Here is a 13,104-nt window from a genome sequence, read left to right on the forward strand (position 1 = left end):
ATGACACTGAATGCGATCATCGCCAATTTTCAGACCTTCAAGATCGTTGATCTGCTGGATATCATCATCATCGCGTTCCTGATCTACCAGCTGCTGGGCATCATCAACCGCACCCGCGCCGGGCAGCTGGCCAAGGGTGCGCTGCTGGTCATGGTCGTGTATCTGGTAGCCAACACCCTGAATATGCGCACCGTTACATGGCTGCTCAACTCGCTGCTGCAAGTTGGTCTGCTCACCCTTGTGGTGCTGTTCCAGCCGGAGATCCGCCGCGCACTGGAGCGCATGGGTCAGACCGACCAATGGGCTTCCAAGCTGTTCAACGTAAAGGGGCGCTACAACGACCCCAGTCTCAAGGGTGCGTGGCGCAGCGCCATCATTGCCATCTGCGATGCAGCCGAGCGCTTTTCTGAGACCAAGACCGGCGCCCTTATCGTGCTGGAGCGCCACACCAACCTTTCCGAGATCGTGCGCACCGGCACCCCGGTGAACAGCGCGGTCAATCTGGAAGTGCTGGGCACTATCTTCTACGAGGGCACACCTCTGCATGACGGTGCCGCTATCATCGAAAACGGCCGCATCAAGGCGGCGGGCTGCGTGCTGCCCCTTTCCAACAATCTGGATCTGGGCAAAGATATGGGCACCCGCCACCGCGCCTGTCTTGGTATTGCGGAAAACTCCGACGCCATTGCCATCGTGGTCAGCGAGGAGACCGGCATCATCTCCATGGCCAAAAATGGTGTGCTGATCCGTCATTTTGACCGCCAGAGCCTGTATACCCGCCTCATCGACGAGATGATCCCCAAGGAGTCCACGGTGGAAAAGAACACCGCCGACAGCTGGGTGGAGCAGGCGAAAAAGCTGTGGAACTGGATCAGCCAGAAGGGGGAGGACGAGCAGCAATGAGCAACCAGCCGAACAAGACGAATGGCGCAAAGCCTGCCGTCCGCAAAAAGAAAAATCTTCTGGATGACCGCCGCGTCCGGCTGGCACTGTCTGTGCTGGGTGCCATCGTTGCATGGATGGTGGTCACCATCATCGTTCAGCCCGGCACCACCAACACCATCTATAATGTGCCGGTGGATTACACCTACGATTCCGCCGCCTATACTTCCCGGGGTCTGAGCATCGTCAGTGCCGAGGACAAGACCGTGAACCTGAAGCTTTCCGGCGATGGCTACACCATCGGCGGGCTCAGCGCGTCGGACTTTGTGGTCTACCCGGACTGGTCCAGCGTGCGCGACAGCGGCGAAAAGACCCTGCGGCTGCTAGTGCGCGGCGCAAACGGTCTGCTCAATGGCGTGACCGTGACCATGGAAGGCAGCGACAACACGGTGGATGTGGTGTTTGACGTGGTGGAGGAAAAGACCCTGCCCGTTACCGCTACCACCAACTATCTGCGCATTGCAGACGGCTATATCCTTTACAGCACCGAGGTCTCCAAGGAGACCGTCACCCTGTCCGGCCCCAGCAGCGAGCTGAGCAAGGTGGCTACCTGCACCGCCGAGGCATCTTACAGCAGCGAACTGACCGAGTCGGTCACGCTGAACACCCCTCTGCGCTTCTACACCAGCGGCGGCAAAGAGGTCAAGTTCCAGTACACCACGCTGGAAGAAAGCAATGTGGACGTGACGCTGCAAGTGTACAAGACGGCGACCCTGCCGGTGAAGGTGAACTTTATCAACGCGCCGCGCGGGTTCGATAACTCGGTGCTGAGCTATGCCCTCAGCTGCAAGCAGCTCAAGGTAGCGGGCCCGGCAGAAAAGATCGATGCACTGTCCACCTTGTCCATCGGCACCATCGACCTTTCCACATTCAGTCTGAACAAGGTGTACGAGATGCCCATCGAGCTGCCGACAGATATCTATCTGCTGGACAATATCTCCACCATCACGGTCAGCTTTGACTGCTCCGGGCTGGAGACCAAGACCATGAACCTGCCCTCCAGCTGTGTGCAGGTGGTCAATCTGCCCGCCACCTATCAGCTGACGGTGGAGACCGAGCGGCTGATGAACGTGATCCTCTGCGGCCCCAAGGGTGCTATGGAGACTTTGACCCCCGAGCAGGTGGTCATTGAGATCGACGCCGAGGACTTTGCCGTGGCTACCGGCCAACAGAACATTGCCTGCCGGCTGTATGTACCCTCCAACGGCAAGATCTTTGCACTGGGCAGCTATGTGCTGCAATGCCGCATTGAAAGCAACTAAATTTAAAGGAAAACACAACAAATGATTCTGGTTCGCAACATCCGTCTGCCCCTCTCTGCCGCAGAGCCGCAGGCATTTGAAAAGGCGCTGCACACCCTGCGGGTGCCCCGCAGCAAGGTAGAGCACACCGGCGTGGCAAAGCTTTCGGTGGATGCCCGCCACGGCCAGCCCAAGCTGGTATATACCGTGGCGGTCACCCTCAAGCAGCCCGGGGAGGAGGCCGCCCTTGCAGCCCGCTGCTCGGACGCCGCCCTGCATAGCCGGGCAGACTTTACCCTGCACGCAGGTACCCAGCCGCTTGTGCACCGCCCTGTGGTGTGCGGACTGGGCCCGGCGGGGCTGTTTGCGGCCCTGCTGCTGGCACGGCAGGGCTACCGCCCCATCGTGCTGGAGCGCGGCCCTGCGCTGGATGCCCGTGTGCAGGCGGTGGAGCACTTTTCCGCCACCGGTCAGCTGGACCCCAACGCCAACATCCAGTTCGGCGAGGGCGGCGCGGGCACCTTCTCGGATGGCAAGCTGACCACCCGCATCGGGGATGAACTGTGTGATTTTGTCACCGAGGTGTTTTTGCAGCACGGTGCCCCGGCAGAGATCGCATGGAAGCAAAAGCCCCATGTGGGCACCGACCTGCTGCGCGGCGTCATCACCTCCATCCGCAAAGAGATCGAGTCTCTGGGCGGTGAGGTGCACTTCAACACCGCGCTCACCGGACTGGAGCGAAAAAACGGACGACTTGTGGGCATCACTACTACAAACGGCAGCTTTGCCTGCGAGACGCTGGTGTTTGCGGTGGGGCACTCGGCACGGGACACCTTCAGCATGCTGATGGACAGCGGCCTTGTGCTGGAATGCAAGCCCTTCAGCGTGGGCTTCCGCGCCGAGCACCTGCAAAGCGAGATCGAAAAAAGCCTGTACCATGAAGCTGCCGGACATCCGGCACTGCCCCGGGGCGAATACCAGCTTTCCCAGCACGTCGGCGACCGGTGCGTGTACACCTTCTGTATGTGTCCCGGCGGTCAGGTAGTGGCTTCGGCCAGTGAGGAAGAGCGTGTTGTGACCAACGGCATGAGCTACCACGCCCGCAGCGGCAAAAACGCCAATGCGGCGGTGGTGGTCAGCGTGGGCGGGGCAGACTTTGCAAACGACCCCCGCCGCGCCATCGCCTTCCAGCGGGAGCTGGAAGCAAAAGCCTATGCCGCCGGTCGTGCCGCCGGAGCCTACGCCGCCCCGGCAGAGAATGTGCAAAGCTTTCTGGAAGGGCGCGGGCAGCTGCATATTGGCAGCGTACAGCCCACCTACGACCGCGGTGTGACTGCCGCAGATCTGGGCGCACTGCTGCCCGGGGAGCTGGCGGATACCCTGCGAGCGGGTCTGCGCGCCTATGAGCGCAAGATCGCGGGCTACACTGCGCCGGACGCCATCCTGACCGGCCTTGAGACCCGCACCAGCAGCCCGGTGCGGCTCAAGCGGGAAGAGGACTTTGTGTGCACCCAGCTGGCAGGGCTTTACCCCTGCGGCGAGGGTGCGGGATATGCGGGCGGCATTATGAGCGCCGCCGTGGATGGTCTGCGGGTGGCCCGCGCCATCATCAGCCGGTATGCACCGGCAGAAGGGTGAGAAAATTTTGATGTACGATCGTGAAAACGATAACCGAAATAATAACGAAGGCCGACAGGTACAGCAGGAGCTGGAAGACCAGCTGCGCGCCTTTGGCGACACCATGACCGATGCCTTTGCCCACGGCTTTGAGGGCAGGGGCATGGACATCGGTGACCGGGCGTGGGATGTGGGCAAAGCCGCTGTCCATGCAGCCAACTACGGTATCGGAGAGGCCGCAAAGGCCTTCCGGCAGGGGCGCAGAGGTTATCCCTACGGGGATGCAAAGCAGCCTTTCCGCGAAGGTGCTGCGGATGCCGACCCCGCCGGGATGCCCGGCTGGTTCCGGCAGATCTTTGCAAAGCCGGAGCCGACCCCGGTGGAAAGCATCCGTATCAGCGCAAAAAAACGCCATAGCGCAGGCTGCACTTTGCTGGCGGTGGGCATCACCTTTGCGGCCACCTTTGGCATCGCTGGAATCAGCTGCCTTGGCGTGGCTGCGGCGGCTACCCCCATCTGGGTGCAGGACATTGCCCAGTACGTTGTGGGCGGCGAGCTGCTTACCGAAGCGGCTATGACAGCCCTGGAATTCTGCGGCGGCATCTTTACCTTGCTGGCATGTGGTTTTGGTGTGATGATCTCCGCTGGTGCCTCCCGGCTGTCGGCCTCCAAAAAGTTGGGGGCGTTGGCAGATGCAGCCGAAAAGCTGAACGCGCAGAAGGGGCTGGCGGTGGAGATGCTGGCAGACCTGACCCACCAGACCAAGAAAAAGGCGCTGAAAAAGCTGCGCGGCTACATCCATAAGGGCTGGCTGAACGCATGGCTGGACGATGAGACTGAAACGCTCTACCTGACGGCAGAGGACTACCGCGCTGCCAAGGAGAAAGCCGCCGCAGCCGCCGCGCAGCCGCAGCCGGAAAAGGAAGAAACCGGCGATGCTCTGCTCAATCTCGATACCGCCCGCCGCTTTGCTGCCGTGCTGGAAAAAGAGCAGCAGCTCATGCAGGACGCGCAGGCGCGGGAAGAGCTGGCGGCCATGCACAAGACCACTACCGCCATCTGCGACTGGCTGGAGGCACACCCGGAAAGCCAGCCCAAGACCCGCCGTTTTGCGGAATATTATATTCCCACCACCCTCAAGCTGCTGCACACCTATAACGATGTGCAGGGGCAGCAGGGCGAAAACGCCGAGACCATCCGCCGGGATATCGCGGGTATCCTGCACACCTTGAATCAGGCGTATGAGAACCTGTACAACAATCTGCTTTCGGACGTAGCCATGGACATTTCTTCCGAGATCGCCGCTTTGCAGGGAATGCTGGCCAACGATGGCCTGACCGGGAGGGAATTTGAATGACCTACCGTGCTTGGGAACAAAAACCGCTGGACCGCGCCGCTGTGCGGGAACTGACCGCCGCCATTGCCGAACAAGCGGCGGCACAGCTGGAAGAGCAGGCCATGGACGAAGCGCCGTGGTCAGACGAAAAATATAAGGCCGTGCTGGCTGCGCAGCAGAAGGAAAACGCCCTGCTGGCGGGTATCCTTGCCGCCCGGGGCATCACCGACCCCGCCGAAGCGCTGACCTTGCTGGCAGGGGAGGAAGAACTTTCCGACCCCGCCCTGCTGACCGACATGGACGCCGCTTGTCAGCGCATCTGGCAGGCCATTGACAACGGCGAGACCATCGCGGTTTTCGGCGACTACGATGTGGACGGCGTGACCGCCACCGCCCTGCTGTACCAGCACCTCAAGGGCATGGGCGCGTCCGTCAAGTGTATGCTGCCCAGCCGCGAAGGGGACGGCTACGGCCTGTCCAAAAACGCCATTCAGTCCATGCATAACAAGGGCTGCACCCTCATCGTGACCGTAGATAACGGCATTTCTGCCGTGGAGGAAGCCGACTTTGCGGCTTCACTGGGTATGGACCTGATCATCACCGACCACCATCTGCCGCCGGAGACTTTGCCCAAGGCCGTGGCCGTGGTGGACCCCCGCCGAGAGGACGACCACAGCCCTTTCAAGGGTCTGTGCGGCGCGGGCGTAGCCTTCAAGCTCTGCGCTGCGCTGGACGGCTGCCCGCCGGAGGAAATGCTGGATTACTGCGGCGACCTTGCCGCCGTGGGCACTGTGGCAGACGTGATGCCGCTGGTGGGGGAGAACCGCACCCTTGTCAAGGCCGGGCTGCGGCAGCTGCAACAGACCGACCGCCCCGGCTTTGGGGCACTTTTAGAGGAAGTCGGCCTTGCGGGCAAGCCCATCACCGCCGAGAATATCAGCTACGCCATCGCACCCCGCATCAACGCGGCAGGCCGCATGGATAACGCCGTCACCGCCTTGCAGCTGGTGCTCTGTGAGGACCCGGACAGGGCCGAGGAACTGGCGCACAAGCTGAACGAGATCAACGCCCACCGGCAGGAGACTGAGCAGCAGATCTTCAAAGCTGCCGAGGAATTGCTGGAACAGCAGCCCGAGCGTCTGGATGACCGCATCATGCTGCTGTGGGGACGGGACTGGCATCCCGGCGTCATTGGCATCGTGGCTTCCCGGCTGGTGGAGCGCACCGGACGCCCGGTCATCGTGGTCACCATTGACGAGCACGGCGAGGGCAAGGGCAGCGGACGCAGCGTGCAGGGCTTTAACCTGCACGCCTGCATCGGCTCCTGTGCCGACCTTCTGGTGCGCTACGGCGGCCACGCCATGGCGGCGGGACTTTCCGTCCGGGAAGAAAATCTGCCCGAGCTGCGCCGCCGCCTGAACGACTGGGCTGCCCGGGAATGCCCGGTGCTGCACACCCCGCCCCTTACCTGTGATGTGACCATCCATCTGGACCGCATCACGGTGGAGAGCGTGCGGCATCTGGAGCAGTTGGCACCCTACGGAGCCGAGAACCCCACCCCGGTGTTCCTGCTGCAAAGTGCCGTGGTGGACGGCGTATACCCGGTATCGGAAGGGCGGCACAGCCGCCTGCGGCTGCGGCAGGGCAATAGCTGCCTGTACGCCGTCTGGTTCGGGATGCCCGCCGAGCAGCTGCCCTACGCGCTGGGCGATGTGGTGGACGTGGCACTGAACCTTTCGGTCTACGAGTCCGCCCGAGGGGCGCAGCTCTCCGGCCGTATCATCGACCTGCACCCGGCAGGGCTGGGCGCAGAGCTGGCGCGGCAGGCTGCACTGGTGCAGGCACTGCGCCGGGGCACCCCCCTGACCGAAGAACAGAAAAAACAGATCGTCCCCGCCCGCACGGATATCATTGCCGTGTACCGGGAATTGCAGTCCCGCCGCTGGCACGCCGAGGACCTGCAGCCCCTGTGCGCAAAGCTGGGCGAGGAGCAGACCGGCAAAACGCTGGTGGCAGTTGCCGCTTTAGAGCAGGTGGGGCTGATCACCGCAGCGGAAAAAGGCGGGGCAAAATTCTGGGAGCTGGTGCCGACAGCAGGCAAAAAGAACCTTGCCGATGCCCCCATCCTGAAATGTCTGGAGGAACTATAAATGCCTGAGGGAAAGAAAAATACTGTCCCGGTCCCGGCTCCGGTACGGGACGAGGACGGCTACTCTGCCAAGACCCATCTGCACCAGCCGGTGCAGGAGACCGCCACCGTAGCCGCTACGGCGCTGCTGGCAGACGCACCGGAGGGGGCGCTGCCCTCTGAGGTACGCCCGGAGATCGTAACGTGGGAAAAGCTGTGCGAGGCCATTCAGGCCAGCGGCAAAGCCTACAATATGGAGATGATCCAAAAGGCCTACGAGCTGGCAAATAACGCCCACAACGGCGTGTGCCGCCGCAGCGGCGAGCCCTATATCTGCCACCCGTTGGCAGTCGCCCGGCTGGTGCTGGATCTGGGCATGGACTCCGAGAGCATCGCCGCCGCCCTGCTGCATGACGTAGTGGAGGATACCCCCACCACGCTGGACGACCTGAAAGCCGCCTTTGGCGAGGAAGTGGCCCTGCTGGTGGACGGCGTGACCAAGCTGACCAAGATCCAGTTCTCCAATATTGAGGAACTGCAGGCCGAGAACCTGCGCAAGATGCTGCTGGCCATGAGCCGGGACGTGCGTGTGATGATCATCAAGCTGTGCGACCGGCTGCATAATATGCGCACCGGCGACGCCTGGCCGGAGCAGAAGCGCCGCGATAAGGCCCGCGAGACCATGGAGGTGTACGCCCCCATCGCCAACCGCCTTGGCATCCTGAACGTCAAGGAAGAGCTGGAGGATCGCAGCCTGCATTATCTGGACCCCGTGGGCTATGCCGAGATCAGCCGGATGCTCAGCGAGCGCGCCGGTGAGGAGTTTTTGATCAAGGTGTCTGGCGTCATCGAGCGCCGTCTGGTGGAAAGCGGCATCGAGGGTGCCACCATCAAGCGCCGGGTCAAGAGCATCTACGGCATCTACCGCAAGACCATCATGCAGAATAAGTCCTTCGACGAGATCTACGATATCTACGCGGTCCGGGTCATTCTGGATTCTCTGGCCGAGTGTTACAGCACCCTTGGCCTCATCCATGATATGTACCACCCGCTGCCCAACCGCTTTAAGGACTATATCTCCACCCCCAAGCCCAACGGCTACCAGAGCCTGCACACCACCGTCATCGGGCACGAGGGCATCCCCTTTGAGGTGCAGATCCGCACCCGCAAAATGGACGAGCAGGCTGAGTACGGCGTTGCCGCCCACTGGAAGTACAAGGAAGGCCGCGAAGGCCACGATAAGCTGGACGACCGTCTGGCATGGGTCAGCCAGCTGCTGGAGAACCAGCGCCTGAGCGAGGATTCCGGCAACCTGCTCCACGATCTGAAGAGCGACCTGCTGCCGGAAGAAGTGTTTGCCTTTACCCCCAAGGGTGATGTCATCAACCTGCCCACCGGCGCCACCTGCATCGACTTTGCCTACGCCATCCATTCGGCAGTGGGCAACCGCATGGTGGGCTGTAAGGTGAACAACCGTATGGTGCCCATCGACCATGTGGTGTCTACCGGCGAGATCATTGAGGTGCTGCTGGGCCCGGCAGATAAGGGCCCCAGCCGCGACTGGCTCAAGATCGTGCGCACCAGCGAGGCCAAGAGCAAGATCCGCAACTGGTTCAAGAAGATGCGCCGGGAGGAGAATATCCAGCAGGGACGGGACGCCTTGTCCAAGGAACTGCGCCGGGAGATGATCATCATCCCGGACGACCAGCTGGATGCCTTTATTGACGGCTGCTCCCGCCGGATGCGCCAGAACAACGCGGAGGAGCTGTACGCCGCCATCGGCTACGGCGGCATGACCATTGCCAACTGCCTGCCCAAGCTCAAGGAAGAGTGGCAGAAGCTCAAGGCTGCCGAAGCCGAGGAGAATAAGTCGGTGGAGGATCTGCCAAAGGTAGACCTGAGCCGCGTGCACGCCACCGACGGCGTGGTGGTGGAGGGCTTCGATAACACCCCCATCAAGTTTGCCAAGTGCTGCAGCCCGCTGCCCGGCGACCCCATCGTGGGCTTTATCACCCGTGGCTTTGGTGTTTCCATCCACAAGCAGACCTGTGCCAACGCCGTTGCCAGCATGAAGGACCCCTCCAACGCTCCCCGCTGGGTCAAGGCCTACTGGGCAGACAGCGTCAAGGACAGCTACAAGGCCGGGCTGGAGATCATTGCCCTGAACCGCAACGAGCTGCTGCAGGACGTGCTCAGCGCACTGGCCGATATCCGGGTGCCCATCTATGCCATGAACGCCCGTCAGGTAGAAAACAACTGCGCCGTGGTCAGCCTGACCATCGGCATCAACAATACCGAGCACCTCAACCGTGTGGTGGCGCGCCTTTCCAAGGTGCGGGACGTGCTCAAGGTGACAAGGAGTTAACGCAGTGCGAGCAGTCATTCAGGCCGTATCCTCCGCCAGCGTGCGGGTGGAGGGCGGCGAACCCCGCGCCATTGGGCCGGGAATCATGATCCTGCTGGGGGTCAGGGACACCGACACACTGGACATCGTGCCCAAGCTTGCCGATAAATGCGCGGGTCTGCGCATTTTCCCGGATGCGGAGGGCAAGCTGAACCTGAGCGCCCGGGATCTGGGCTATTCCGCGCTGGTGGTCAGCCAGTTCACCCTTTACGGTGACACCAAAAAGGGCTACCGTCCCAGCTTTATCAAGGCTGCAAAGCCGCCCCTCTCGGTGGATGCCTATGAGCTGTTCCTTGCCGAGATGGCGAAGCACGGCCTCAAGGACGTGCAGCACGGCGAGTTCGGCGCCCATATGCAGGTGTCGCTGGTGAACGAGGGCCCCTGCACCATCGTCATTGATACCGACGAGTGGAAAAAGAAGGAGTAACGATGCAAGGTTTTCACATTCCTGCGGCACCGCCGCTGTATACCAACACCTTTCTGCTCATTTCCGACGCAGGCCATGCCGTGGTCATCGACCCGGCGGCAGAGGTGCACAGCTACGACGAAATCTTAAAGCAGCACAACGCCACCCTTACCACTATCCTGTGCACCCACGGCCACTACGACCATGTGGGCAGCGCTGCTGCGCTGAAGGCAGAGTGGAACGCCATCCTCTACTGTGAAAAGGCAGACCTTGCCGGCGACCGGATGTACCCGCTTTCCGCTGCGGACTACGGCTACACGGAAGGCGAGCAGATCGCGGTGGACGAGCTGCGCTTTACCGCGTGGCACACCCCCGGCCACACCCCCGGCAGCGTGGTGCTGCTGTGCGGTGAGCATCTGTTCTGTGGCGATACGCTGTTTGCAGGCAGCATTGGCCGCACCGACCTTGAGGGCGGCAGCAGCGCGCAGATGGCAGACAGCCTGCGCAAGCTGGCGCAGCTGCCCATCCCCCGCGAAACACAGGTGCTGCCCGGCCACGGCGAATTTTCCACCTTTGGCGCGGAGCTGGACAACAACTACTATATCCGCAGCGCCCTGCGCGGCGGCAACGACATTTTTTAAAGAGAGAATGACATGAAGATCTATATCACTGGGCTGCCCTCCGGGTACGAGGTGGAGCACCTTGCCCGCCTGTTTTACCCCATGGCACCCTTGACCCTGACCCCGCCGGAGCCTGCTGAGGACTGTCTGTGGGCTGAAAAGACCGATACCGGTCTGCGGGTGCTGGTGCGGCAGGGCGAAAAGAGCAAAACGCTGGAAGCCCCGCTGCCGCTGCCGGTGGAACAGGGCGGCGAAACCCCGGAGTTTGCCCTTGCCAGCCTGACTTATGACCTGCTGCGCTCGTGGACGGGCGTCCGCCCGCCCTGGGGCAAGATGACCGGTGTGCGCCCGGTGCGGCTTATCCACGATAAGCGCGCCGCCGGGTGGAGCGCAGAGCAGATCGACCGCTTCTTTTTGCAGCGGTTCGACTGCTCGGAGAAAAAATACGAAATGGCGAAGGAAATTGCCGACTTGCAGGAGCCGATCCTGCGGCTGGGCAGCGCCCCCAAGACGTATAGCCTGTATATCGGCATCCCGTTCTGTCCTTCCCGGTGCAGCTACTGCAGCTTTGTCAGCTGCAATCTGGACCGCGACCGCAAGATGGTGCAGCCCTATGTGGACTGCCTGTGCAAGGAGGTCGCGGAGATCCGGGCGCAGGCTGAGCGTGCCGGGCTGACTTTATGCAGCATCTACATTGGCGGCGGCACCCCCACCAGCCTTTCCGCCGCCCAGCTGCGGCAGCTCATGGGCACCGTACGGGAGAATTTTGATCTGACTAAGGTCGTAGAATATACCGTAGAAGCTGGCCGTCCGGACTGCACCGACGCCGAAAAGCTGGCGGTCATCAAGGAATACGGCGCTACCCGCATCTCCATCAATCCCCAGACCTTCTCGGACGAAGTGCTGGCAAATATCGGCCGCAAGCACTCGGCACAGGATATTCTGAATTGCTATGCCGATGCCCGCCGCGCCGGACACGAGGACATCAACATGGACCTCATTGCCGGTCTGCCCGGGGATACGGTGGAGGGCTTTGAGCACAGCCTGCGGCAGGCCATTGCCTTGCAGCCGGAGAATATCACCGTCCACACCCTTACCCTCAAGCGGGCGTCCCGCATCGTCATCGAGGACCAGAAGGAAAACGACTACGCGGACGTAGCCGCCATGCTGGAAAAGTGTCATCTGCTGGCCGAGGCGGGCTACCGCCCCTATTACCTTTACCGGCAGAAGAATACGCTGCAAAATCTGGAAAACGTGGGCTGGTGCAAGCCGGGTCACGAGGGTTACTATAATATCTATATCATGGAGGAAGTCCTGACCATCCTTTCGGCCGGTGCGGGCGGCAGCACCAAACTGGTGGCCGATGGAGGCAAACGGATGCAGCGCATCTTCAATTTTAAGTATCCGAACGAGTATATCCAGCGCTTTGCGGAGGTACTGGAACGGAAAAAAGGAGTGGCTGAGTTTTATGATCACAATCTGGGTACCGAAACGACTGGTTGAAGTAGACCTGTATAACGTAGCAGCCCGCAGTCCGCAGGCGCTGGCACAGCTGAGCGAGAACAGCTACGCCCGGCGGGTGCAGTATGCTGCCCAGAAGGTACGAGGCTCCGGGGCAAAGATCGTTATGCTGACCGGCCCCTCGGCAAGCGGTAAGACCACCAGCGCCCACTGTCTGGCAAAGGCTCTGGTGCAGCAGGGCACCCCGGCGCAGGTGGTCAGTCTGGACAACTTTTTTAAAGGTGCTGCCTACTACCCCAAAATGCCGGACGGCACGCTGGACTACGAAAACCTTGAAACGCTGGATCTGCCTCTCATCAAGCAGTGCCTGCACCAGCTCAGCGAGACCGGCAAGACCGAGCTGCCCATCTATGATTTTGCCACCGAGCAGCGCGCTGCCGCAGTGGAACCCATCGACCTGCAGGGCGGTGTGTGCATCGTGGAGGGTATCCATGCCCTCAACCCGGAGCTGACCGGCCTTGTGCCGGATGACCAAATCTACCGCATCTACGCCGGTCTGCGGGAGGAGTACTGCATTGACGGCCGCCGGGTCATCAATACGCAGGATATCCGCCTGTGCCGGCGCACCCTGCGGGATGCCGCAGCCCGCGGCCGCAGCCCCGCCAAGACCCTTTCCATGTGGGACAGGGTGCTGGACGGCGAGACCCGGTATATCAAGGGCTTCAAGACCACCGCGGATTTTCTGCTGGACACCTCCTTTACCTACGAGCTGGGACTGATCTCCCGGCTGCTGGGCGAGGTGCGCCGTCAGTTCACGCTGGAGGGCCATAACGCTGAGCTGTGGGACGAGACCGCCCGCCGCTTTGAGCAGGTGGATCCGCTGCCGCTGGAACTGCTGCCCGCCGACAGTATGCTGTGCGAGTTCTACGGCAGCCGCACCTGACAAGTG

At 61.7% G+C, this 13,104-nt stretch carries 10 protein-coding genes; all 10 read left to right on the plus strand.

Features of this window, described 5'->3' with window-relative positions:
* From cdaA to MTP43_RS06050, 10 genes are read left to right on the plus strand one after another with little or no spacing between them, the layout of a single operon-like run.
* Positions 1 to 903: a diadenylate cyclase CdaA gene (cdaA, locus tag MTP43_RS06005; protein WP_005926885.1), complete on the plus strand. Its 903-nt coding sequence runs from the start codon at positions 1 to 3 to the stop codon at positions 901 to 903.
* Entirely contained in the window at positions 900 to 2,204 is a 1,305-nt protein-coding gene (locus tag MTP43_RS06010; protein ID WP_015538319.1) for a CdaR family protein, read from the plus strand. The genes cdaA and MTP43_RS06010 overlap by 4 nt, the downstream gene beginning before the upstream one ends.
* Positions 2,205 to 2,225: 21 nt before the next feature.
* On the plus strand, positions 2,226 to 3,821 hold the full coding sequence (locus tag MTP43_RS06015; protein ID WP_097786078.1) for an NAD(P)/FAD-dependent oxidoreductase: 1,596 nt from the start codon (positions 2,226 to 2,228) through the stop codon (positions 3,819 to 3,821).
* 10 nt (positions 3,822 to 3,831) lie between these two features.
* Positions 3,832 to 5,157: a 5-bromo-4-chloroindolyl phosphate hydrolysis family protein gene (locus MTP43_RS06020; RefSeq protein ID WP_223451764.1), complete on the plus strand. Its 1,326-nt coding sequence runs from the start codon at positions 3,832 to 3,834 to the stop codon at positions 5,155 to 5,157.
* Positions 5,154 to 7,286 (plus strand): single-stranded-DNA-specific exonuclease RecJ, encoded by a 2,133-nt coding sequence (recJ, locus tag MTP43_RS06025; RefSeq protein ID WP_117526460.1) that lies wholly within the window; start codon positions 5,154 to 5,156, stop codon positions 7,284 to 7,286. The genes MTP43_RS06020 and recJ overlap by 4 nt, the downstream gene beginning before the upstream one ends.
* A complete protein-coding gene (locus MTP43_RS06030) occupies positions 7,287 to 9,629 on the plus strand; it encodes a RelA/SpoT family protein (protein WP_112120855.1) in 2,343 nt (780 codons plus the stop codon).
* Between the two features lie 4 nt (positions 9,630 to 9,633).
* Positions 9,634 to 10,095, plus strand: a complete 462-nt coding sequence (gene dtd / locus MTP43_RS06035; protein WP_112120854.1) for a D-aminoacyl-tRNA deacylase — start codon at positions 9,634 to 9,636, stop codon at positions 10,093 to 10,095.
* 2 nt (positions 10,096 to 10,097) lie between these two features.
* The gene (locus MTP43_RS06040; protein WP_015538325.1) at positions 10,098 to 10,715 is read left to right on the plus strand and encodes an MBL fold metallo-hydrolase; all 618 of its coding nucleotides are present in this window, start codon (positions 10,098 to 10,100) and stop codon (positions 10,713 to 10,715) included.
* 12 nt (positions 10,716 to 10,727) lie between these two features.
* Entirely contained in the window at positions 10,728 to 12,197 is a 1,470-nt protein-coding gene (gene hemZ, locus MTP43_RS06045) for a coproporphyrinogen dehydrogenase HemZ (RefSeq protein WP_249235159.1), read from the plus strand.
* Complete coding sequence (locus MTP43_RS06050) at positions 12,163 to 13,098, plus strand: uridine kinase family protein (RefSeq protein WP_015538327.1); 936 nt, start codon at positions 12,163 to 12,165, stop codon at positions 13,096 to 13,098. The genes hemZ and MTP43_RS06050 overlap by 35 nt, the downstream gene beginning before the upstream one ends.
* The last annotated feature ends 6 nt before the right edge of the window (positions 13,099 to 13,104 follow it).

The organism is Faecalibacterium sp. IP-1-18, from assembly GCF_023347355.1.
Classification (GTDB): domain Bacteria; phylum Bacillota; class Clostridia; order Oscillospirales; family Ruminococcaceae; genus Faecalibacterium; species Faecalibacterium prausnitzii.

Excerpts from the sequence above, each read along its gene's own strand:
- MTP43_RS06015 (WP_097786078.1), top strand. The coding sequence starts at position 2,226 with ATGATTCTGGTTCGCAACATCCGTCTGCCCCTCTCTGCCGCAGAGCCG.
- MTP43_RS06040 (WP_015538325.1), top strand. The coding sequence starts at position 10,098 with ATGCAAGGTTTTCACATTCCTGCGGCACCGCCGCTGTATACCAACACC.
- MTP43_RS06020 (WP_223451764.1), top strand. The coding sequence starts at position 3,832 with ATGTACGATCGTGAAAACGATAACCGAAATAATAACGAAGGCCGACAG.
- cdaA (WP_005926885.1), top strand. The coding sequence starts at position 1 with ATGACACTGAATGCGATCATCGCCAATTTTCAGACCTTCAAGATCGTT.
- recJ (WP_117526460.1), top strand. The coding sequence starts at position 5,154 with ATGACCTACCGTGCTTGGGAACAAAAACCGCTGGACCGCGCCGCTGTG.
- MTP43_RS06030 (WP_112120855.1), top strand. The coding sequence starts at position 7,287 with ATGCCTGAGGGAAAGAAAAATACTGTCCCGGTCCCGGCTCCGGTACGG.
- MTP43_RS06050 (WP_015538327.1), top strand. The coding sequence starts at position 12,163 with ATGATCACAATCTGGGTACCGAAACGACTGGTTGAAGTAGACCTGTAT.
- MTP43_RS06010 (WP_015538319.1), top strand. The coding sequence starts at position 900 with ATGAGCAACCAGCCGAACAAGACGAATGGCGCAAAGCCTGCCGTCCGC.
- hemZ (WP_249235159.1), top strand. The coding sequence starts at position 10,728 with ATGAAGATCTATATCACTGGGCTGCCCTCCGGGTACGAGGTGGAGCAC.